This is a genomic window from Mycobacterium hackensackense (assembly GCF_025822555.1).
Taxonomy (GTDB): Bacteria; Actinomycetota; Actinomycetes; order Mycobacteriales; family Mycobacteriaceae; genus Mycobacterium; species Mycobacterium fluoranthenivorans.
Genome location: NZ_JACKUC010000029.1, coordinates 343,553 through 365,895 on the forward strand (window position 1 = coordinate 343,553; position 22,343 = coordinate 365,895).

The following is a 22,343-nucleotide window of genomic DNA, read 5'->3' on the forward strand; positions in this document are numbered from 1 at the left end:
ATACCTAACAAACGGTCAATTACTGCAATTGGCCGGGAGAGACCCCCTCAGCTCAGCGTGCGGTCAGAGGGCGTCGGCTCCCCGCTCACCGGTGCGCACCCGCACGACGGTGTCCACGGGGCTGACCCACACCTTGCCGTCACCGATCTTGCCGGTGCGGGCGGCCTGAACGATGACGTCCACCACCTTGTCGACAGCGGAGTCATCGACCACGACCTCGACTCGCACCTTCGGCACGAAATCCACGGAATACTCCGCGCCGCGGTAGACCTCGGTGTGGCCCTTCTGACGCCCGTAACCCTGGACCTCGCTGACGGTCATCCCGAGGATGCCCGTCTGCTCGAGACCGGTCTTCACGTCTTCCAGGGTGAACGGTTTGACGATCGCAGTAATCAGCTTCATTTTCCTCATCCCTCCGCGCCGTGGCGACCAAGAACGGAACCGGTTCCGACAGCGACGAAGTCGTAACCGCTTTCAGCGTGCTCGGACTCGTCGATGCCGGAGGCCTCCTCTTCCTTGTCCAGACGCAGGCCAATGGTGTATTTCACGATCAACGCCAAGATAGCCGTACCGATGGCCGAATACGCAAGAACCGCGCCGGCCCCGATGGCCTGCTTGATCAGCTGATCGACGCCTCCGCCGTAGAACAGGCCGGCGACGGCGGCGGGTGCCTCCGGCGCGGCGACCAGGCCCACCATGAGCGTACCGATGATGCCGCCCACCAGGTGGACACCCACGACGTCGAGCGAATCGTCGAAGCCCAACTTGAATTTCAGGCCGACGGCCAGGGCGCACACCACACCGGCGATCACACCGATGGCCAGGGCGCCAACGACGTTCACCGAGGAGCAGGACGGGGTGATGGCGACCAGACCGGCCACGATGCCCGAAGCCGCACCCAGCGAGGTGGCCTTGCCGTCGCGAATGCGCTCGGTGACCAGCCAGCCGAGCATGGCCGCCGCGGTGGCCACGGTCGTGGTGATGAACGTCGCACCGGCGATACCGTTGGAGCCCACCGCCGAACCGGCGTTGAACCCGTACCAGCCGAACCACAGCAGGCCGGCGCCCAGCATCACGAAGGGCAGGTTGTGCGGCCGCATCGGGCTTCCGGGCCAGCCGAGACGCTTGCCCAGGATGATCGCCAGCACCAGACCTGCCGTACCGGCGTTGATGTGGACCGCGGTACCACCGGCGAAGTCGATCGCCTTGAGCTTGTTGGCGATCCAGCCACCGTGCTCGGCGGTGACACCGTCGAACGCGAAGACCCAGTGCGCCACCGGGAAGTAGACGAACGTGGCCCACAGCCCCGAGAACAGCAACCACCCGCCGAACTTGAGGCGGTCGGCCACCGCACCCGAGATCAGGGCGACGGTGATGATCGCGAACATCGCCTGGAAGGCCACGAACACCGTCTGCGGGATGGTGCCGGCCAACGGGATCGAGACCGCCGCGTCCTCCGGGTGCAGCTGCAGGTAGGTGCCGCCGATCAGGCTCTTGAGTCCCCAGTACTGAGTGGGATCTCCGAACAGGTTGAACTTGTCGTTGCCGAAGGCCAGCGAGTAGCCGTACAGCACCCACAACACCGTCACCACGCCCATGGAGCTGATGCTCATCATGATCATGTTGAGCACGCCCTTGGCTCGCACCATGCCGCCGTAGAAGAACGCCAGACCTGGCGTCATCAGCAACACGAGTGCGGCACTGGCCAGCATCCATGCGGTATCACCGGTGTCCGGTATACCCATCATCGGAAATCCGTCCACTCCCAGCATCCTCCTTCGACATGCCACGGTTAGGCACCGTTGACCTGGTAGGGAACTCTGGCGAGTAGTTGTTTCGCCGACGACGCGCTGGCGTTTCGTGCACGTGAACGGATCGACCGGTTTCGTTTCTCCGGTGTTACGCGCTGCAGGTTTACCGGCTGATGACCTACACCAGGAGGGCGTCGACGAACGCCGACGGCTCGAATGGGGCCAGATCGTCGGGGCCTTCGCCGAGACCGACGAGCTTGACCGGAACACCGAGTTCCTGCTGCACGCGGAACACGATGCCGCCCTTCGCGGTTCCGTCGAGTTTGGTCAGCACCACACCGGTGATGTCGACGACCTCGGCGAAAACCTTGGCCTGCGGCAGGCTGTTCTGGCCGATCGTCGCATCCAGCACGAGCAGCACCTCGTCCACCTTGGCGCGCTTCTCGACCACGCGTTTGACCTTGCCGAGCTCGTCCATCAGACCGGTCTTGGTGTGCAGGCGTCCCGCGGTATCGACCACGACGACGTCGGCGCCGGTCGCGATGCCCTTGTCCACGGCGTCGAAGGCCACCGAGGCCGGGTCCGCCCCCTCGGCTCCGCGGACCACTTCGGCGCCCACCCGCACCGCCCAGCTCTGCAGCTGGTCGGCAGCGGCCGCCCGGAAGGTGTCGGCCGCGCCCAGCACGACGCGGCGGCCGTCAGCGACCAGCACACGGGCCAGCTTGCCCACCGTGGTGGTCTTGCCGGTGCCGTTGACCCCGACGACCAGCAACACCGCCGGCTTGTCGGCATGTGGCAGGGCCCGGATCGAGCGGTCCAGCTCCGGCCGCAGCGCGGCGACCAACACCTCCTTGAGCACGGCGCGGGCGTCGGCCTCGGTGCGGGCCCCGGAGCTGGCCATCTTCTCGCGCAGTGCCGCAACCACGGAGGTGGTGACCACCGGGCCGAGGTCGGCGATCAGCAGGGTGTCCTCGATCTCCTCCCACGACTCCTCGTCGAGGTCGCCGCCGCCGAGCAGGCCGAGCACGCCGCGCCCGAGCGTGTTCTGCGATTTCGCCAGCCGCCCGCGCAGCCGCTCCAGGCGGCCTTCGGTCGGCGCAATGGCGCCGCCATCGACCGGGGCGGGGGCGATCTCCTCGACGACCGGGGCGGGCTCGGGCTCGGGTGCAGGCTCGGGTTCGGCGACGGGTGCAGGTTCGGCCACCTCGACCGGCGGCTCGGGCAGCTGCACATTGGAGATGGTGCGTTTCGGTGCGTCGCGGGGTACCGCGGCGTCATCGCCCACCCCCGGCGAGCCGGTCCCCGTCGAGGTCTGTGCCGGTTTTGTCGGCGCTTCACCGGTGGGCGCCGGTTTCGGCGGCGCCTCGGCAAAGGTGATCCCGGAGGCAGCGGTGTACCCGCCGGAGCGATCGATCGGGGTGGCGGTGTCCTGCTTCGATAGGGTGATCTGCCGGCGCCGGTAGCGCACCAGCCCGACAACCAGCGCAGCGACAACCAGAACGGCGATGACCGCAAGTGCGATCCACAGAGCATCTGACACGCCGCCATTGTCTCAGGGCGGCCTCATGACGATCGGCCCCGGCTTCTCGTCCAGCCCAGGTGACGGCATTCAGATACGCAAACGCCGCCATATCGACGTGTGTCTGTCCGAGCCCGTCGAATACCAGACGGTGCGAACGGGCCTGGAGCGCTACCGTCTGCCCTACAACGCGCTCACCCAGACCAGCCTCGCCGAGATCGACCTGAGCACTGATTTCCTCGGCGTCGGACTGCGGGCACCGGTGTTGATCGGTTCGATGACGGGCGGCTCCGAGCTGTCCGGGACCATCAACCGCCACCTGGCCGCGGCCGCGCAGGCGCTGGGGATCGGCATGATGCTCGGTTCGCAGCGGATCATGCTCGGCGACGATCTTGCGCCGACGTTCCGGGTCCGCGACGTGGCCCCCGACGTGCTGCTGGTCGGCAATATCGGGCTGGCCCAGCTGACCCCTGCGGTGCTACCCGAGCTGACCGACGCCCTGGGCCAGGTCGGCGCGAATGCCCTTGCCGTGCACACCAACCCACTGCAAGAAGCGGTCCAGCGCAATGGCGACACCGATTTCACCGGGTCGGTGGACCGGTTGCGCGAACTCGCCACGTCCATCGGGTATCCGGTACTGCTCAAGGAGGTCGGCCACGGGATCGGCGCCGCCGCGGCGGCGCAACTGGAAGGCATCCCGATCGCCGCCGTCGACGTGGCCGGCGCCGGCGGCACCTCATGGGCCCGGGTGGAACAGTTCGTCCGCTACGGCCGGATCAACGATCCGGAGCTGGCCGAATGGGGTATCCCCACCGCCCAGGCTCTCGTCGAAGTGCGCCGCACGCTGCCGGGTATGCCCCTGGTCGCCTCCGGCGGCATCCGCACCGGCATGGACGCCGCCAAGGCCATCGCGCTGGGCGCCGACGTGGTGGCCATCGCCCGGCCGCTCCTGGTGCCGGCGATCGAATCCGCTGCGGCCGTGCAGGATTGGCTGCAGCGTTTCATCGCGGAGCTGCGCATCTGCCTGCACGGCTGCGGCGCGGCCGATCTTTCGGCGCTGCGCGATATCGGCGTGAGCGCTACGGCGTGGTGACCAGTTCCTGGCCGCGCATCCGCTGCGAGATCACCTGGGTGATGCCGTCGCCCTGCATCGTCACGCCGTAGAGTGCGTCGGCGATCTCCATGGTCGGCTTCTGGTGGGTGATGACGATCAGCTGGGACTTCTCCCGCAGCTGCTCGAACAGGCCCAGCAGCCGGCGGAGGTTCACGTCGTCCAGCGCCGCCTCGACCTCGTCCATGATGTAGAACGGTGACGGCCTGGCCCGGAAGATGGCCACCAGCATGGCCACCGCCGTCAGCGACTTCTCGCCACCGGACAGCAGCGACAGTCGCTTGACCTTCTTGCCCGGCGGGCGCGCCTCGACCTCGATACCGGTGGTGAGCATGTCCTCCGGATTGGTCAGCAGCAGGCGCCCCTCGCCACCGGGGAACAGCGAGGCGAACACCTGCGTGAACTCGCGTTCCACATCCGCGTAGGCCTCGGCGAACACCGTCAGGATCCGCGCGTCGACATCCTCGATGACATCCAGCAGGTCCTTGCGGGCTGCCTTGACGTCCTCCAACTGCGTGGACAGGAAGTTGTAGCGCTCCTCCAGCGCGGCGAACTCCTCCAACGCCAGCGGGTTGACCCGGCCCAGCTCGGACAGCTCACGCTCGGCTTTCTTCGCCCGGCGTTCCTGGGTGGGCCGGTCGAACGGCATCGGCGCCGGCGCGGTGACCTGCTCGCCCCGTTCCTTGGCCTGCTCGTATTCGGCCATCTCCAGTTCGGTCGGCGGCAGCGGCACCTGCGGGCCGTACTCGGCGATCAGGTCGGCGGCCGCCAGCCCGAACTGTTCCAGCGCCTGCTGCTCCAGCTGCTCGATCCGAAGGGCCGCCTGCGCTTTGGCGACCTCGTCGCGGTGCAGCGAATCGGTGAGCGCGGTGATCCGGGCACCGAGCTCGGTGACCTCGGTGCGGGCCCGGCTCAGCGCCTCGGCGCGCATCTGACGTTCGGTGGCCAGCTCGTCACGGACCCGGGAGGCCGCGGCCACCGTGGCCCCCAGCCGGGCGGCGACGAGGCGACCCGACTCGGCCACCGCGGCCGCCACGGTCGCCGCATACTCGCGTGCCTCCCTGGCGCGCAGCGCACGCGCCCGTGACTCCCGCTCGGCAGCCGCCGACCGGCGAAGTGAATCCGCCCGGCCACGAACGGCATTCGCCCTTTCCTCGGCCGTGCGTACCGCCAGCCGGGCCTCGACCTCGGTGGCGCGTGCGGCGTCGGCGGCGACGGTGTGCTCCTGCCGGTCCACCTGCTCGACCTCGAACATCGGTTCCTGCTGGGCGTTGTGCAGCCGGGTTTCGAGCTCGGTGAGTTCCTCGACCGTCGCGTCCCGGGTGGCTTCCAACTCGTCGCGCTGTTTGATCAGGCGCTGCCACTCGGCATCGGCGTTGCGGGACTCCTGGCCCAGCCGGCCGAGCTGTTCGTAGATCGCCGAGATGGCGGCATCGGATTCGTTCAGTGCGGCCAGCGCCTGCTCGGCGGCGTCCTGGCGGGCCTGCTGCTCCTGCTTCGCCCCGGCCAGTGCGGCCGTCAGTTCGCCGCTCTGCCGCTCCACGGTGGTCAGTTCGGCGCGGGCCTTGTCGATCTCCGAGGCGATCTCCAGCGTGGACACCTTGCGGTCGGAACCGCCGCTGACCCAGCCCGCCCCGACCAGGTCGCCATCGAGGGTGACGGCCCGCAGATGCGGCTGCGCGGCAACGAGATCCAGGGCGGCCGAAAGGTCGTCCAGTACCGCCACATCGGCGAGCATCGCAGTGATCGCGCCGCGCAGCCGGTCCGGGACCTCCACCAGGTCGATGGCCCACTGCGCGCCATGGTTCAACGCGCCGGTGTCGGTCCGCGGCCGAACCGGCCAGTCCCCCAGCACGATCGCGGCCCGGCCGCCGTCGGCCTCCTTGAGAGCGGCGACCGCCGCACGTGCGGCACCGTGGTTCTCCGCCGCCAGCGCGTCGGCGGCGGAGCCGAGCACCGTCGCGATCGGCACCTCGAACCCGGGACGTACCCGGATCAACTTGGCCACGGTGCCGAAAAGACCACCGTCACTGTGATTCTCAGCGAGCCATGCCGCGCCGTCCTTACGGGCCAGGCCGACCGACAGCGCGTCGATACGGGCCTGCAGCGACACCATCTGGCGTTCGGCGCCCCGCTCGGCCGCCTGCAGTTCCGCGACCCGTTCATCGGCCAGCCGCAGCGCCGTCACCGACCGGTCGTGCTGGTCGTCCAGGCCGACCTCGCCCTCGTCGAGTTCACCCACCTTGGCCTGGACCAGCTCGAACTCGGCCTGGGCGTGTTCGACCCGGGCGGCCGCCTCCTCGATGCGCGCGGTCAGCCGGGCGATACCGTCATCGGTCGATTCGACGCGGGCGCGCATGGTCTCGACCTGCCCGGACAGCCGAGCCAGCCCTTCCCGGCGGTCGGCCTCGGCGCGGGCCGCGGCGCGCTGCGCCCGTTCGGCCTCGGCGGCCACGCGTTCGCGCTCGGCCAGCTCGGCGCGGGCCGCCTCGAGTGCGTACCGCGATTCCTCGAGCTCCTCCAGCAGCTGGCGTTCCTCCTCGGCGACCAGATCGGCCTCGGCCTCCAGGGCCTCCGGGTCCCGGCCGGGAGTCGCCTCCGGCGCGGAGTCGAGCAACTGGGTGCGTTCGGAGGCGATACGCACCGTGGCGCTCACCCGCTCGGCCAGCGCGGACAGCCGAAACCAGGTCTGTTGGGCCGCGTCGGCCCGCTCGGACAGTTCGGCCACGGCCGACTCATGGGCGGTCAGCTCGAGGGTGGCCGCCTCCAGCCTGGTGTTGACCGCGTCGTGCTCGCGGCGCAGCGTGGTCTCGGCCTGGTTGGTGTCGTTGAACTCGGTCTGTCGGGTGAGCAGATCGTCGGCGGCCAGCCGCAGCCGGGCGTCCCGCAGATCGGCCTGGATGGTCTGGGCGCGGCGCGCCATCTCGGCTTGGCGGCCCAGCGGCTTGAGCTGGCGGCGCAGTTCGGTGGTGAGGTCGGTGAGCCGGGCCAGATTGGCCTGCATCGAGTCGAGCTTGCGGACCGCCTTCTCTTTGCGCTTGCGGTGCTTGAGCACCCCGGCCGCCTCTTCGATGAAGGCGCGACGGTCTTCGGGGCGCGATTCCAGGATCTCGGAGAGCTTGCCCTGCCCCACGATGACGTGCATCTCACGGCCGATGCCGGAGTCGCTGAGCAGTTCCTGCACATCCATCAGCCGGCAACTACTGCCGTTGATCTCGTACTCACCCGCTCCGTCGCGGAACATCCGGCGGGTGATCGACACCTCGGAGTACTCGATGGGCAGGGCGTTGTCGGAGTTGTCGATGGTCAGCGTGACCTCGGCGCGGCCCAGCGGCGCCCGCGAGGACGTGCCGGCGAAGATGACGTCCTCCATCTTGCCGCCGCGCAGCGTCTTGGCGCCCTGCTCGCCCATCACCCAGGTCAGGGCGTCGACGACGTTGGATTTACCCGACCCGTTCGGCCCGACGACGCAGGTGATCCCCGGCTCGAAGCGCAGAGTCGTCGCCGCTGCGAAGGACTTGAAGCCCTTCAGCGTGAGACTCTTCAAATGCATGACGGATAACCCTACCGTCGAGGGGATTAACGCTCGGTGAAGCCCGGGATCTGTTCGCCCGCGTCGGACCAGTCCGCGACCACGGTGTCCACCGTCCCCGGCGTGCCGCCGCCGCGCAGCAACTCCAGCAACCGTTCACACGCCGGGCGCGGCCCCTGCGCCACCACGTACACCCTGCCGTCGGGGCGGTTGGACGCGAAACCGGTCAGGCCCAGTTCCAGCGCCCGAGACCGGGTCCACCACCGGAAGCCGACGCCCTGCACGTGACCGTGCACCCAGGCATTCAGCCGGACGTCAGGGCCGGCGTCCACCGGACCCCGATGCTCTTCGCGCAAGCGGCTCATCGCTGACCTCGAACTTCACCTCGGTGCCCGACTTGAGGGTGCGCCCGACGGTGCACACCTGGTCGATGGCGCGTTCCACCACCACGAGCAGGCGTTTGACCTCGTCCTCGGACAACCCGGACAGGTCGACCTCGAGCGTCTCCTCGAGCAGCGGGTAACGCTCCTGCTCGCGGTCCGCGGCCCCCGATACCCGCAACGTGGCGGCGTAGTCGTCGCCGAGCCGGCGCCGCAGTGGCTGATCGCTGCTCATGCCGCTGCATGCGGCGAGCGCGATCTTCATCAGCTCGCCGGGGGTGAACACACCCTCGACGTCCTCGGACCCGACGAGTACCTCCGCGCCGCGGGAGCTGCGACCGGTGTAGCGGCGCACCCCGGTGCGCTCCACCCACAGTTCTGTCATGACGTCATTCCTACCCGCTACGTGCGGTTCCCCGCTGCGGACCCCACCCCGAGTTAGGGTGAAGTGCAACACCTCCAGGAGCGATGACCGTGACGTACTACCCGCCCCCACAGCCGGGGCCGCAGGGGCCCGGCCCCCAGGGCTGGAATCCGCAGGGCTGGAATCCCCAGGAGGCCCCCGCCGTGCCCTACCCGGCGTACGACACGCCCCCGCCATATGGCTATCCGCCTCAAGCCGGATACGGCGTCCCGCCTCAAGCGGGATACGGCGGCCCGTATCAGTATCCGTACCCGTATCCGGCACCGCCGCCCAAGCGCAGACGCGGCTGGCTGATCGGCGGCGCCATCGCCGCCGTCGTCGTGGTCATCGCGCTCGTCATCGGCGGCATCGTGGTGTTCCGCTCGGGCGGCGTCACGCAGGCGTCCAAGGACGAATCCGAAATCCAGCAATTGGTCAAGGATTTCAACGCCGCGGGCAGCACAGGCAAGTTCTCCGATATGGCGCAGTATTTCTGCAAGGCCGAGGCCGGGATGTTCGGCGCGCTCAGCCAGCTCGGCGAGATCCTGCAGGGCATCGAGGCGCCCAGCACCGCACCGAAGGCCGACGTGACCGCCACCGATATCAAGGTGAAAGGCGATGTGGCGTCGGCCCGGATGAACACCGGCGGCCCCTTCGACACGGCCTATTTCCGCAAGGAATCCGGCCAGTGGAAGGTCTGCATGTCCGCGGCCACGGAGTTCAACCGCAAGCAGTAGGTCTACAGAGCCGACCGCCGCACCCGGGGCGGCGGTTGGCATTTCGGGCAGTAGAACGACGACCGGTTCATGAACTTCTCCCGCCGCATCACCGCGCCGCAGCGCCGGCACGGAAGGTCCACCCGCCCGTAGGCATCCAGGGACCGGTCGAAATACCCCGACTCGCCGTTGACGTTCACGTACAGCGAGTCGAATGAGGTGCCGCCCTGGGCCAGTGCGGCCGTCATCACCTCGGCGGCGGCGTCGAGCACCTCGGCCAGCTGCTTGCGCGGCAGCCCCGATGCCAGCCGGCCGCCATAGATCCGGGCGCGCCACAACGCCTCGTCGGCGTAGATGTTGCCGATGCCGGACACCACGGTCTGATCCAGCAGCTGCCGTTTGACCTCGGAATGCTTGCGCCGCAACACCGTCACCACACCGTCACGGTCGAAGGCGGGATCCAGCGGGTCGCGGGCGATATGCGCGACGGGTAGCGGCACCCCATCGGCTCCACCATCGTCACTCACCAATTCCGTCACCATCCAGCCGCCGAAGGTGCGCTGGTCGACGAAGCTCAATGCGGTGCCGTCGTCGAGCACCGAGGCGATGCGCAGGTGCCCGGGATTGGCAACCGGACCCAACAGCATCTGCCCGCTCATCCCCAGATGGACCACCAGCGCATCACCGCTGTCGAGGGTCAGCCACAGGTACTTTCCGCGCCGACCGGTGCCCGCGATCGTGGTGCCGCGCAGCCGGGCCGCCAGGTCGGCGGGGCCGCCTTCATGGCGGCGCGCCGCCCGCGGATGCAATACCTGAACCTCGGCGATCCGGCGGCCGACGATATGGGCGTCGAGCCCGCGCCGCACCACCTCGACTTCGGGAAGCTCAGGCATCCTTGAGTGCATTCCACGCGGCCGCGGCGGCCTTGAGTTCGGCCTCTTTCTTGGTGCGGCCCACGCCCTTGCCGTGCTCGACGGCGGCGACCACGACGACTGCGGTGAACTCCTTGTCGTGGTCGGGGCCCTCAGAGGTGACGGCATACGACGGCGCACCCATACCGCGGGCGACCGTCAGTTCCTGAAGGCTGCTCTTCCAGTCCAGGCCGGCGCCGAGCGTCGGTGCGGTGTCGAGCAACTCGCCGAACAACCGCAGGATGGCTTCCCGGGCCACCACGTTGCCGTGCTCGATATAGATTGCGCCCAAAAGGGATTCGACCCCGTCGGCCAGGATGCTGGACTTGCCCGCGCCGCCCGAACTCTCCTCGCCCTTGCCCAGCAACAGGTAGGCCCCCAACCCCTGCTCGCCCAGTCCCCGCCCGACATCGGCCAGCGCCTGGGTGTTGACGATGCTGGCGCGCAGCTTGGCCAGGTCACCCTCGGCGCGGTCGGGGTGCCGGTGGTAGAGCTCCTCGGTGATGGTCAGCCCGAGCACGGCGTCGCCGAGGAACTCCAGGCGCTCGTTGGTGGGCAGACCGCCGTTCTCATAGGAGTAACTGCGGTGGGTCAGGGCGATGGTGAGCAGATCATCGGAAAGGGTGACGCCGAGCGAGCGGAGCAAAGGGGCGCGGTCGACGGTCACGCATCCGCTCCGGGGCCGGAGATATCGTCTTTCAGCGCGGCCAGCTTGGCCCAGCGCGGATCGATCTTGTCGTGCTGGTGACCGGGCTCGGCCGAGGCCAGCGCGACACCGCAGTCCGGGCACAACCCGGCGCAGTCGTCCTGGCACATCGGGGAGAACGGCAGCGCCAACCCGACCGCGTCCACGATGGGCTGCTCCAGGTCCACCCGGTCGTCGACGACATGACCGACCTCGTCTTCCTCGGTCGTCTTCTCGGTGGTGCTGCCGGGATAGGCGAACAGTTCGGTGAGGTCGATGGACACGTGACCGGTCACCGGTTCCAGGCAGCGCACGCACTCACCGGTGGTGGGTGCCGACACCGTGCCGGTCACGAGCACACCCTCGGACACCGATTGCAGCGTGAGATCCAGCTCGATCGGTGCGCCCGCCTCGATGCGGATGAGGTCCAAACCGATCCGGGACGGCGAGGGCACCGTCTCGGCCACCGTGATCATCGAGCCGGGACGGCGCCCCAACCGCGAGATGTCGATGACGAGCGGATTCGAGGCGGCCATGCCGCTGATCCTACTTTGGTGTGGATGGGCGCCCATCGGGGCCGATCCTCGATCATCGAGATTTTTATTCACCGGCGCCGCTGTGGCCGGTGAGATCGGTGGCGTCGCGCATCGCGCACAGCTGGTGGCGTTTTCCCGGGCCGCGGCCGCCGATACTCGACCCGTGACTGTGAAGCTGCATTGGTTCCTGCCCACCTACGGCGACAGCCGCCTGATCGTCGGCGGGGGCCACGGCACGCCGGCCGGCGCCGCCGGAGGCGATCGCGAGGCCACCATCGACTACCTCGCCTCGATCGTGCGCAGCGCCGAGCGTTTCGGTTTCACCGGAGCCCTCATCCCCACCGGCGCCTGGTGCGAGGACGCGTTCGTCACCGCCGCGTTGCTGGCGCGCGAGACCACGTCGCTGTCATTCCTGGTGGCGTTCCGTCCCGGTCTGGTCAGCCCCACGCTGTCGGCTCAGATGGCCGCCACGTTCGCCCGGCATGCGCCGGGCCGCATCCTGCTCAACGTCGTCGTCGGGGGCGAGGCGCACGAGCAGCGCGCCTTCGGCGACCACCTCGACAAGGACGCCCGCTACCGGCGCTGCGATGAGTTCCTCGACGTCGTGCGCCGGTTGTGGGCCGGCGAGACCGTCACGCACAAGGGTGAGTTCCTCGACATCGAAGAGGCCGCGCTGGCGGTACCGCCGAACCCGGTGCCGCCGTTGTACTTCGGGGGCAGCTCGAAGGCGGCCGGCCCGGTGGCCGCTCGGCATTCCGATGTGTACCTCACCTGGGGCGAACCGCCGGCCGCGGTCGCCGAGAAGATCGCCTGGATCCGTGCGGAAGCCGCCGCGCAGGGCCGCACGCTGCGTTTCGGGATCCGGCTGCATACCATCTCGCGCGACACCTCCGAAGAGGCCTGGGCACAGGCCGACAAGCTGGTCGCCGCCCTCGACGAGGACACCGTGCGCGCCGCGCAGGCCGGCCTGGCCCGCAGCCAGTCCGAAGGCCAGCGCCGAATGCTGGCCCTGCACGCCGCCAACCGGGCCGACGGTACGTGGAGCGATGCCCGCAGCCTGGAGATCGCGCCGAACCTGTGGTCGGGTGTGGGTCTGGTGCGCGGCGGGGCGGGCACCGCGCTGGTCGGCAGCCACACCGAGGTGGCCGACCGGATCGCCGAATACGCCGAGATCGGCATCGACGAGTTCATCTTCTCCGGCTACCCGCACCTGGAGGAACTGTTCTGGTTCGGTGAGGGTGTGGTGCCGCTCCTGCGGCAGCGCGGCCTCTTCAACGCGGGCGCCTCGGAGGCACCGAGCGTGTCCATCCCGTTCGTGGGCTCGGCACGGTGACCCGGGCGGTCACTCGCATCCTCGACGCCGATCACGCACTGGCGGTAGCCGCGGCACTGTCGGAGGCGTTCGCCGAGGGGGCCGGGGCGCGCGACGCAGGACGCGAACTCCCCCACGAGCAGGTGCAGGCCCTCAAAGATGCCGGGCTGCTCGCCTTGTCGGTGCCGGTCGCGTTCGGCGGGATCGACGCGCCGGCGTCGGTGATCGCCGAGGTGTTCCGGCTGCTGGCGCACGCCGACGCGTCGCTGGCGCAGATACCGCACTCGCACTACACGTTCCTGGAAGCGGTGCGCCTGCAGGGCACCCCGGCGCAGCAGGAGTTCTTTTACGCGTTGGTGCTCGATGGGGCACTTTTCGCGAACGCGCAATCCGAACGCTCCGGTCGTATCGACGTCGACACCACGGTCCTGGTGCCTTCCGCATCCGACGACTACCTGTTGTCGGGCCGCAAGTTCTATTCCACCGGCGCACTTTTCGCCGACTGGGTGATCGTGCGGGCCTCCATACCGGAAGACCCGGCGCAGACTCCGACCTCGTCGACGCCGAAGGCGGTGGCCTTCGTCCCGGCCGGCGCGCCCGGGCTGACGGTGGTCGACGACTGGGACGGGATGGGTCAGCGCACCACCGCGTCGGGCACGGTCACCCTCGACGATGTGGTGGTGCCCGCCGCCCACGTGATTCCGTTCACGCCGATCTTCGCCGGCCCCAGCGTCTATGGCGCGCGGGCGCAGCTGTTACACACCGCGCTGGATGTCGGGATCGCCACGGCCGCCCTGGCCGAGGGCGTCCGTCAGGCCGCCAAGGCGCGGCCACATTTCGAGTCCGAAGAGTCGGCGGCCGTGGACGATCCGACGCTGATCCAGCTCGCCGGGAACTTCACCGTGACGGTCCGCGGCGCGCAGGCACTGCTGGCCGAGGCCGGGCGGGCGGTGGACCGGGCCGCCGCCGACCTGAACGCCGACAGCGCGGCTGAGGCGTCGATCGCGGTGGCGGTCGCCAAGGTGGCCGCCACCCGCGCATCGCTGGAGGCGGCCAGCACGCTCTTCGAACTCGGCGGAACCCGAAGTGCTTCGGCCACAGCCAATCTGTCCCGCTACTGGCGTGATGCGCGGACGCACACCCTGCACGATCCGACCCGCTGGAAGGTGCAGCACATCGGCCGCTACACGCTGTCCGGGACGTTGCCGCCCCGGCACGGTCAGCTCTAGTCGCATCGTCTCAGAACGGGATGGGTTCCTCGTCGAGGGCGGCGACTTCGTAGAGGTGGTCCTCGAGTTGCCAGGCCAGGAGACGACGTTCGGCGTCGTGTCGATTGATCCGCTCGCGGTTGATCCCACGTTCCTCGGCGACGCGTTGCGTGTTTTCCTCAGCGCGGCTTCGGGTACGACGAGGCATCTTCAGAGCGCGCAACGGGTTCGGTTGCCCAACCGGGGCCACGGCCGGCACGCCGGTGGGGGTGGCAAGGTGTGGGAACCAGTGCGCCCCTTCGGGCCTGGTGGTGTGTACCTCACCGGTGGGTGTACGCCATTCGACAGTGCCGTCGGGGTACTGGGTGTCGGTCCATCCGTCGTGGAACGTCTTGAGCAGATGGTGAAACCTGCATAGACACTTCAGGTTTGATGGATGCGTCGGGCCGGCTGGCCATGGCACGGTGTGGTCGATATCGCAGTATTCGGCCCGTATCGCACAGCCCGGAAAGCGGCAGGTGAGATCGCGGGTGCGCACGAACTCGGCCAACGCCGTGCCGGGCCGGTAACCGGGCTCGGCCGCATCTGGCGGGATCTGGACCTCGCGGATCATGGCGGTCGGGGCCAAGGTGGCGACCTGGTCGGCAGGCAACAGTCCATACCCGGGCAGATACCCGGGAGCGTGCGGGTCACCGGCCACGGTGGCAGGGGACGCGATCACATGGATCACGAGCCGGCTCGCGGTGGCGGGCCGGCCGGGGTCGGCGGCCGGGCAAGCACCGGAACCGCACAGACAGGCCAGTGCCGTGCCCATCCCGATCGCAAGGATCGCATCGGAGCGGCGTTGGTCTTTGGTGCGCGGATCATCGGCGCACACCCCGTCGGCCATGGTGTCCAGCAGGGCGTCGAGCGCCGCCGCGGCGGTCGCATCGACGCGCGCCCAGATATCGGCGAGTCCGCACGGGAGCGGTTCGATATCCACCCTCCGTTTGTCTCGCGCCGGGGTGGGGGTCCGTACCCCGACCGGGTCGGCACGCGCGATGACCTCATCGATGCGCTGTTCCTGGGCCGGCCCGGACAACCGCACCCATCCGAGGATCTCGGCGGCCACGGCCCGATCCACCATCGCGAGCCGCGCGGGATCGTCCACCAGGTCGGTCCGGGTGATCACCGTGCAGATCAGCCGGTAGTCCACCTCGCCGGACAGGTACACGGTGGCCACTGCCGGCAACCGGTCCCGTAGCGCGATCGCCAATTTCAGCTGGGCATCCGCACGCGACCGAGAAATCCCCAACCCGACCGCCACCTCGGCCCCCCAGGCCGGCGTACCCGTCGATCACCCAATTCAGCCGCTCGGTGTCATCGCCAGGCGCGCGGATCTCATAAAGATCGGCGATCGCCTCCAACCGCCGCGCGCCCGCAGCGTTCTCCTCGCGCGCGGCGGCGGTCATCCGGTCCAGCGCCTCGCCGGCGGCCGACCGATCCAGAAGAGTTCGAACATACGTGCGATCGTACGACGACCCTCTGACACGTGCATCGCCCCGACGCTTAGGGCATCTAGGCACATTCCCGCCAACGAAAACCCTTAGCCCCACTAAGCGTCGAGGCTGAGTACAGCGCAGGTTCTAGGCCGAGCGGGTCACGTAATCGTGCGTGCCGGCGGCGGTGCGCAGCTGATGCCGGCCACGGCTCACCGAGCGCAGGGTGCCGTTGAGGTAGTCCTCGAACTCGGCGAGCTTGCTGTCGACGTAGATATCGCATTCCCCGCGCAGGCGATCCGCCTCGGCATGGGCGGAGTCCACCAGGCGGGTGGCCTCGGCGGTGGCCGTCTGCACGATCTCGGTCTGTGAGACCAGCCGCTGCTGCTCCTTGATGCCTTCCTGCACGGCCTTCTCGTAGGAGATGTTGCCGTTCTCGATCAGGCGGTCGGCCTCGGACTTGGCCCGGCCCGTGCTGGCCTCGTATTCGCGCTTGGCCGCAGCGCCGATGCGCGCCGCCTCGTCACGGGCGTCGGCGACGGTCCGCTCGGCATGCGCACGCGCTTCGGCGACCATCCGGTCGGCCGCCGACTTCGCCTCGGCCATCATCCGGTCGGCCTCGCTGCGCGCATGGTTGAGCAGGGAGTCGGCCTCCGCATTGGCCGAGGACACCGTCGAATCGGCGTGCTCGCGGGCCTCGTTGAGCATGGCGTCCCGGGCGTCGAGCACGTCCTGGGCATCATCGAGCTCGCCGGGGATGGCGTCCTTGATGTCATCGAGCAGTTCCAGGACGTCGCCACGGGGCACCATGCAACCGGCCGTCATCGGCACGCCGCGTGCTTCTTCCACGATCGCACTGAGTTCGTCAAGCGCCTCAAAGACTCGGTACACGGCAACACCCTCCAGGCGTAGTTGTTAGTGACCAGTGTGCCTGGTGTTACGCCTGTGACTCGGTTTGTCGTGCGGTGTGTCGCGCGGTCAGCTGTTCAGCTTGGCGCGCAACCGGGCGTTGACCGGTTCCGGCAGCAGGTCGCTGACATCGCCGCCGAGTGCGGCCACCTCTTTGGCCAGCGACGACGAGACGAACGAATAGCGCGGCGTGGTGGCCACGAAGAAGGTGTCCACCCCGGCGACGTGCTTGTTCATCTGCGCCATCTGCAGCTCGTATTCGAAATCGGTCCCGGTGCGCAGCCCTTTGACGATGGCCGTCAGGCCGCGTTTTTTGACGAAGTCGACCACCAGGCCGCTGCCGGCCTCCACCCGAAGATTGGACAGGTGGCCCGTGGACTCCCGGATCAGTTCGATGCGCTCCTCGGCGCTGAACGTGCCCTTCTTGTTCGGGTTGACCAGCACCGCCACCACGACCTCGTCGAACTGGGCGGCCGCCCGCTCGAAGATGTCGATATGACCGAGGGTGACCGGGTCGAAGGATCCTGGGCAAACGGCGCCACTCATGCCCCAAGACGCTACGCGATGCCGAACTCCAGCCGGGTATCGCCGTAGCGCCGATCGTCGACGGGTTCCCAGCCGTCGGGCCAGCTCAGTGCGGGACCGCCGGCGGCACGTTCGACGACGGCGACGGCACCGGCCGCCACCCACCCGTGCCGCAGCAGCGCGGCAAGCACCGCCTCGACCTCGGTGGCCCCCAACTCATAGGGCGGATCGGCGAACACCAGATCCACCGGCCGGCCGGCTCCACCGGCGAGCACCTTGGCCACCGGCGCACACCGCACGGTCCCCGCGGCGCCCAGCGCGGCGATGTTGTCGGTGATCACCGCTGCGGCCTTGCGGTCCGATTCGACGAACAACGCCCTGGCCGCCCCACGCGAGAGCGCTTCCAACCCGAGCGCCCCCGAACCCGCATACAGGTCGAGCACCTGCGCACCGTCGAAGTCCATCCGCGCCGCCAGCACGTTGAACAGGGACTCGCGGACCCGGTCGGTGGTGGGCCGGGTCCCTTTGGCGGGCACCGAGATACGGCGCCCGCCATAGGCTCCGGCGACGATCCGGGTCAGGTCGCTGCCCCCACCACCACCAGCAGGTCGCCGCCTTCGACCTGTGCCGTGGCCCCGACGGCGACGCGCGCCACGGTGCCGGCCTTGGGCGCGGTGATGGCGGCCTCCATCTTCATGGCCTCGATCGTGGCGATGGTCTGCCCGGCCTCGACGGCGTCCCCGACCGCGACACCGACGGTGACCACCCCGGCGAACGGGGCCGCCACATGATCGGGATTGGTCTTGTCGGCCTTCTCGGCGGCCGGAACTTCGGCGGCCACCGATTCGTCGCGCACCAGCACCGGGCGCAGCTGCCCGTTGATGATGCACATGACCGTGCGCATACCCCGTTCGTCGGGCTCGGAGATGGCCTCCAGGCCGACGATCAGCTCGACACCCTTCTCGATCCGGATGCGGTGCTCGTCACCGTGGCGCAGTCCGTAGAAGAACTGATTCGCGCTCAAACCCGAAGTATCGCCGTATATTTCGCGATGGGCTTCAAACTCGCGTGTCGGGCCGGGGAACAACAGCCGATTCAGTGTCGCCTGCCGCACCGGCCCGGCCTGCGCCAGCAGCTTCTCGTCCTCGACGGCCAGGGCGACCTCGGGCTTGGCCGGCGCGCGGCCCTCAAGGGCCTTGGTGCGCAACGGTTCGGGCCAACCTCCCGGCGGATCACCGAGTTCGCCGCGCAGGAACCCGATCACCGAGTCCGGGATATCGAATCGGGCCGGGTCGGCCGCGAACTCATCGGCGGTGACTCCGGCGCCGACCAGCGCCAGCGCCAGATCGCCCACCACCTTGCTGGACGGGGTGACCTTCACCAGCCGGCCGAGCACCCTGTCGGCGCCCGCGTAGGCACCCTCGATCTGCTCGAACTGGCCACCGAGCCCCAGCGCGATGGCCTGCTGGCGCAGATTGCTCAGCTGGCCGCCGGGAATCTCGTGGGTGTAGACCCGGCCGGTCGGGGCGGGTAGGCCAGACTCGAACGGCGCGTATACCTTTCGCAGTGCCTCCCAGTACGGCTCCAGGGCGCAGACGGCGTCCAGGGACAATCCGGTGTCGAACGAGGTGTGCGCCGCGGCCGCCACGATCGACGACAGCGCCGGCTGGCTGGTGGTGCCCGCCAGCGGTGCAGCCGCACCGTCAACCGCCGACGCGCCCGCCTGCCAGGCCGCCGTGTAGGTGGCCAGCTGCCCGCCGGGCGTGTCATGGGTGTGCACGTGCACCGGCAGATCGAACCGCGACCGCAGTGCCGCAACCAATGTCGCCGCCGCGGGCGGGCGCAGCAGGCCGGCCATGTCCTTGATGGCCAGCACATGCGCCCCGGCGTCGACGATCTCTTCGGCCAGCCGCAGCCAGTAGTCCAGGGTGTAGAGCCGCTCAGCCGGATTGGACAGGTCGCCGGTGTAGGACATGGCGACTTCGGCTATCGCCGAACCGGTTTCGCGCACCGCGTCGATGGCGGGGCGCATCGATTCGACGTTGTTCAGCGCATCGAAGATGCGGAAGATGTCGACCCCGGTGTCGGTGGCCTCCTGGACGAACGCGTTGGTCACGATCTCCGGGTACGGCGTGTAGCCCACCGTGTTGCGGCCCCGCAGCAGCATCTGCAGACAGATGTTCGGGATCGCCTCACGCAGGGCGGCCAGCCGCTCCCACGGGTCCTCCTTCAAGAACCGCAGCGCGACATCGTAAGTCGCCCCACCCCAGCATTCGACGGACAACAACTCCGGCGTCATATGCGCCATGTACGGCGCGACGGCCAGCAATCCGGTGGTACGCACGCGGGTGGCCAACAGCGACTGATGCGCATCGCGGAACGTCGTGTCGGTGACGCCGACAGCCGGCGAATCCCGCAGCCAGTCGGCGAACCCCTGCGGACCCAGCTCCACCAACCGCTGCTTGCTCCCTGCCGGCGGTTGGCCCGACGTGACGTCGACATCGGGCAGCTTGTCCTGCGGGTAGACCCGCTCACGGTCCCGATTGGGTGAGTTGACCGTCACCTCGGCCAGGTAGTTGAGCATCTTGGTACCGCGATCGGCGGGAATGTGCGCCGTCAGCAACTGCGGCCGGTCGTCGATGAACGAGGTCGTCACCCGTCCCTCGCGGAAATCGGGATCGTCGATGACGGCCTGCAGGAACGGGATATTGGTCGACACCCCGCGAATCCGGAACTCCGCCAACGCACGTTTGGCGCGGGCCGCCGCCACGCCGAAATCCCGGCCGCGGCAGGTGAGCTTCACCAGCATCGAATCGAAGTGCGCGCCGATCTCGGCACCCAGGTTCGTGCCGCCATCGAGCCGGATGCCCGCACCACCCGGGGAGCGGTACCCGGTGATCCGGCCGGTGTCCGGGCGGAACCCGTTGGCCGGATCCTCGGTGGTGATACGGCACTGCATGGCCGCCCCGCGGATGGTCAGGGTGTCCTGCGCCAGGCCCAGCTGCGCCAGCGTCTCCCCCGCGGCGATGCGCAACTGAGAGGACACCAGGTCCACATCGGTGATCTCCTCGGTCACCGTGTGCTCCACCTGGATACGCGGATTGCACTCGATGAACACGTGGTGGCCACGCTCGTCGAGCAGGAACTCCACCGTGCCCGCACAGAAATACCCGATACCGCGGGCGAAAGCGACTGCGTCCGAACAGATCCGGTCCCGCAGTTCCTGGCTGAAGTTCGGTGCGGGGGCGAGCTCGATCACCTTCTGGTGACGGCGCTGCACACTGCAGTCCCGTTCGAACAGGTGGATGACCTCGCCGGTAGCGTCGGCGAGGATCTGCACCTCGATATGGCGCGGGTTGAGCACCGCCTGTTCCAGGTACACGTTGGGATCGCCGAACGCGGACTCGGCCTCTCGGGAGGCCGCCTCGATCGCCTCGGCCAGCCCGCCGAGATCCACCACGCGCCGCATACCGCGGCCACCGCCGCCGGACACCGCCTTCACGAACAACGGGAATTCCATCTCGGCGGCCGCCGCCACCAGCTCCTCGACCGACGCCGACGGCGCCGAGGAAGACAGCACGGGCAGCCCGGCCTCGCGCGCGGCGTCGATGGCACGGGCCTTGTTACCCGTCAGCTCCAGCACGTGCGCACCGGGACCGACGAACGTGATACCCGCCCGCGCGCACGCCGCCGCCAGTTCCGGGTTCTCCGACAGGAAGCCGTAACCGGGATACACCGCATCCGCCCCGGCGTGCTTGGCGACCCGGATGATCTCGTCGACGGTCAGGTAGGCCCGCACCGGATGCCCGACCTCACCGATCTGATACGACTCGTCGGCCTTCAGGCGGTGTGGCGAATTGCGGTCCTCGTACGCGTACACCGCGACGGTGGCGATACCGAGTTCGTATGCCGCACGAAATGCGCGGATGGCGATCTCACCGCGGTTGGCTACCAAGAGTTTGGAAATCACGAGGTGAACCCTAACTTTCCCGCCGTAACCCCGGTGTTACAGAAGCGTTGACCAGTAATTCCAGAACCTCACCAGGATCATCAGCAGCAGTGAGGTGAACCAGAGCGCCACCAGCGACCAGCGCCATTGGTAAAGCAGACGGCCGACGGTGCTGGTCGCGGCCTCCCCACGCAGGGCGATGGACGCGGCGACGACGAACAGCGGGATGGTGACGGACCAGACCACCATGCAATACGGGCACAGTGCACCGATGCGGTACAGGCTCTGGAAGATCAGCCAGTGGATGAACACCACGCCCAGGGCGCTGCCGATCGTCAGACCGATCCAGTACCAGCGCGGGAGCCGCACTTTCGCCACCGCGAGCACACCGGTGACCACGACGACGCTGAAGGAACCGATGCCGATCAGCGGATTGGGGAAACCGAACACCGACGCCTGATGGGTGATCATGACCGACCCGCAGGACAGCACCGGGTTGATGCTGCACGACGGCACGTAGGCCGGGTTGATCAGGAGCTCGATCTTCTCGATCGTCAGCGTGAGCGCCGCCGCCAGTCCGGCGATGCCGGCGATGAGAACCCACCACGCACTCGCGGGGCGAACGTCCTCGTCCGCCTCGACGGAGTCCGCCGGGTCGACGGTGGCGGCAGTGGTCACGTCAGCCCCGGCACGTCGCCGACGATCTCCTTGACCTTGGCGACCAGCGCTTCGGGGGTGCTGAACTGGTAGTCCTCGCCGTTGATCCGGACCGTCGGCGTGGAATTGATCTTGGTGGCCTGAGCCAGACCCTGCACCATGTCGACGTACTTGTTCTTGTTGACGCAGTCCGGGACCTTGCCGGCCGCACCGGCCTGGCGCGCCGTCTCGATGATCTGGGCATTGGTCGGGAACGTCTGCGCGGTCTCGTTCGGCTGCTGCGCGTACATCGCGGCGTGGAAGCGGCGGAACGCGTCGATGGACTCGTCGGCCACGCAGTAGGCGGCGCCGCCGGCCCGGGACGGATAGTTCTGGTTACTCGGGGCGTCGAGGATCGCGACCATGTAGTAGTCGGCGGCCACCGCGCCGGTGTCGATGAGCTTGCTCACCGTCGGACCGAACTGCTTCTCGAACGCGCCGCAGTGCGGGCACAGGAAGTCTTCGTAGAGCGACAGCACCGCCTTCGGTTCGGAGGTGCCTTCCTTGGTGATGAGCTTGCTCGAGGTCACCCGGACGGATTTCGCCTCACCGGCGGGGGCCTTCTTGTCACCGGACATCACGATGTAGAGGACCAGCGCCACGGCGAACACGACGACCACGGAGGTCAATCCGATCTGGATGAGCAGATTGCGCTTGCGGTCGGCGGCCTTGAGGTCATAGCTGGCCGGACGTTTGGGTTTGTTCGCCACGGGGTGCAGCCT

Annotated in this window: 20 protein-coding genes; 4 read left to right on the top strand and 16 right to left on the bottom strand. The window is 68.6% G+C overall.

The window, feature by feature from the left end:
* Positions 1-63: 63 nt before the first annotated feature.
* From H7J86_RS04805 to ftsY, 3 genes are all read right to left on the bottom strand, one after another.
* Positions 64-402, bottom strand: coding sequence for a P-II family nitrogen regulator (locus H7J86_RS04805; protein WP_003881099.1), 339 nt, complete (start codon positions 400-402; stop codon positions 64-66).
* 5 nt (positions 403-407) lie between these two features.
* Positions 408-1,763 carry an ammonium transporter gene (locus H7J86_RS04810; RefSeq protein ID WP_372517218.1) on the bottom strand — a complete coding sequence of 452 codons (1,356 nt, stop codon included), beginning with the start codon at positions 1,761-1,763 and terminating at the stop codon, positions 408-410.
* Between the two features lie 166 nt (positions 1,764-1,929).
* Positions 1,930-3,291, bottom strand: a complete 1,362-nt coding sequence (gene ftsY, locus H7J86_RS04815) for a signal recognition particle-docking protein FtsY (protein WP_267289652.1) — start codon at positions 3,289-3,291, stop codon at positions 1,930-1,932.
* Positions 3,292-3,316: 25 nt separating this feature from the next.
* Here ftsY and fni point away from each other — a divergent pair, with 25 nt between their 5' ends.
* The gene (gene fni, locus H7J86_RS04820; protein WP_090356894.1) at positions 3,317-4,363 is read left to right on the top strand and encodes a type 2 isopentenyl-diphosphate Delta-isomerase; all 1,047 of its coding nucleotides are present in this window, start codon (positions 3,317-3,319) and stop codon (positions 4,361-4,363) included.
* Here fni and smc read toward each other — a convergent pair.
* The 3 genes from smc to H7J86_RS04835 are packed head-to-tail and all read right to left on the bottom strand — an operon-like array spanning position 4,350 to position 8,678.
* Positions 4,350-7,934 carry a chromosome segregation protein SMC gene (gene smc, locus H7J86_RS04825; RefSeq protein WP_090356896.1) on the bottom strand — a complete coding sequence of 1,195 codons (3,585 nt, stop codon included), beginning with the start codon at positions 7,932-7,934 and terminating at the stop codon, positions 4,350-4,352. The genes fni and smc overlap by 14 nt on opposite strands.
* Before the next feature lie 26 nt (positions 7,935-7,960).
* Positions 7,961-8,245 (bottom strand): acylphosphatase, encoded by a 285-nt coding sequence (locus tag H7J86_RS04830; RefSeq protein WP_267289654.1) that lies wholly within the window; start codon positions 8,243-8,245, stop codon positions 7,961-7,963.
* Positions 8,229-8,678 carry an OsmC family protein gene (locus H7J86_RS04835; RefSeq protein ID WP_090356900.1) on the bottom strand — a complete coding sequence of 150 codons (450 nt, stop codon included), beginning with the start codon at positions 8,676-8,678 and terminating at the stop codon, positions 8,229-8,231. Before H7J86_RS04835 ends, H7J86_RS04830 begins: the two co-directional genes overlap by 17 nt.
* Before the next feature lie 83 nt (positions 8,679-8,761).
* Here H7J86_RS04835 and H7J86_RS04840 point away from each other — a divergent pair, with 83 nt between their 5' ends.
* On the top strand, positions 8,762-9,433 hold the full coding sequence (locus tag H7J86_RS04840; protein WP_267289656.1) for an Rv0361 family membrane protein: 672 nt from the start codon (positions 8,762-8,764) through the stop codon (positions 9,431-9,433).
* A 2-nt stretch (positions 9,434-9,435) separates the two neighbouring features.
* Here the strand turns inward: H7J86_RS04840 and mutM are convergent, their stop codons facing one another.
* From mutM to H7J86_RS04855, 3 genes are read right to left on the bottom strand one after another with little or no spacing between them, the layout of a single operon-like run.
* Positions 9,436-10,305, bottom strand: coding sequence for a bifunctional DNA-formamidopyrimidine glycosylase/DNA-(apurinic or apyrimidinic site) lyase (gene mutM, locus H7J86_RS04845; RefSeq protein WP_090356904.1), 870 nt, complete (start codon positions 10,303-10,305; stop codon positions 9,436-9,438).
* Positions 10,298-10,990, bottom strand: coding sequence for a ribonuclease III (rnc, locus tag H7J86_RS04850; RefSeq protein ID WP_267289658.1), 693 nt, complete (start codon positions 10,988-10,990; stop codon positions 10,298-10,300). Before rnc ends, mutM begins: the two co-directional genes overlap by 8 nt.
* The gene (locus H7J86_RS04855) at positions 10,987-11,544 is read right to left on the bottom strand and encodes a YceD family protein (RefSeq protein ID WP_090356907.1); all 558 of its coding nucleotides are present in this window, start codon (positions 11,542-11,544) and stop codon (positions 10,987-10,989) included. The genes rnc and H7J86_RS04855 overlap by 4 nt, the downstream gene beginning before the upstream one ends.
* Positions 11,545-11,707: 163 nt before the next feature.
* Here H7J86_RS04855 and H7J86_RS04860 point away from each other — a divergent pair, with 163 nt between their 5' ends.
* The gene (locus H7J86_RS04860; RefSeq protein ID WP_267289660.1) at positions 11,708-12,877 is read left to right on the top strand and encodes an LLM class flavin-dependent oxidoreductase; all 1,170 of its coding nucleotides are present in this window, start codon (positions 11,708-11,710) and stop codon (positions 12,875-12,877) included.
* On the top strand, positions 12,874-14,085 hold the full coding sequence (locus tag H7J86_RS04865; RefSeq protein WP_267289662.1) for an SfnB family sulfur acquisition oxidoreductase: 1,212 nt from the start codon (positions 12,874-12,876) through the stop codon (positions 14,083-14,085). Before H7J86_RS04860 ends, H7J86_RS04865 begins: the two co-directional genes overlap by 4 nt.
* A gap of 10 nt (positions 14,086-14,095) precedes the next feature.
* Here the strand turns inward: H7J86_RS04865 and H7J86_RS04870 are convergent, their stop codons facing one another.
* From H7J86_RS04870 to H7J86_RS04900, 7 genes are all read right to left on the bottom strand, one after another.
* Entirely contained in the window at positions 14,096-15,358 is a 1,263-nt protein-coding gene (locus tag H7J86_RS04870) for an HNH endonuclease signature motif containing protein (protein WP_267289664.1), read from the bottom strand.
* 331 nt (positions 15,359-15,689) lie between these two features.
* On the bottom strand, positions 15,690-16,433 hold the full coding sequence (sepIVA, locus tag H7J86_RS04875) for a cell division protein SepIVA (protein WP_090356913.1): 744 nt from the start codon (positions 16,431-16,433) through the stop codon (positions 15,690-15,692).
* An 87-nt stretch (positions 16,434-16,520) separates the two neighbouring features.
* Entirely contained in the window at positions 16,521-16,997 is a 477-nt protein-coding gene (gene coaD, locus H7J86_RS04880) for a pantetheine-phosphate adenylyltransferase (protein WP_090356915.1), read from the bottom strand.
* An 11-nt stretch (positions 16,998-17,008) separates the two neighbouring features.
* Positions 17,009-17,557: a 16S rRNA (guanine(966)-N(2))-methyltransferase RsmD gene (rsmD, locus tag H7J86_RS04885; RefSeq protein WP_267290583.1), complete on the bottom strand. Its 549-nt coding sequence runs from the start codon at positions 17,555-17,557 to the stop codon at positions 17,009-17,011.
* Positions 17,554-20,946 carry a pyruvate carboxylase gene (locus H7J86_RS04890; RefSeq protein ID WP_267289666.1) on the bottom strand — a complete coding sequence of 1,131 codons (3,393 nt, stop codon included), beginning with the start codon at positions 20,944-20,946 and terminating at the stop codon, positions 17,554-17,556. The genes rsmD and H7J86_RS04890 overlap by 4 nt, the downstream gene beginning before the upstream one ends.
* Positions 20,947-20,982: 36 nt before the next feature.
* Positions 20,983-21,603, bottom strand: coding sequence for a vitamin K epoxide reductase family protein (locus tag H7J86_RS04895; protein ID WP_187098936.1), 621 nt, complete (start codon positions 21,601-21,603; stop codon positions 20,983-20,985).
* On the bottom strand, positions 21,600-22,331 hold the full coding sequence (locus H7J86_RS04900; protein WP_090356920.1) for a DsbA family protein: 732 nt from the start codon (positions 22,329-22,331) through the stop codon (positions 21,600-21,602). Before H7J86_RS04900 ends, H7J86_RS04895 begins: the two co-directional genes overlap by 4 nt.
* Positions 22,332-22,343 lie beyond the last annotated feature (12 nt).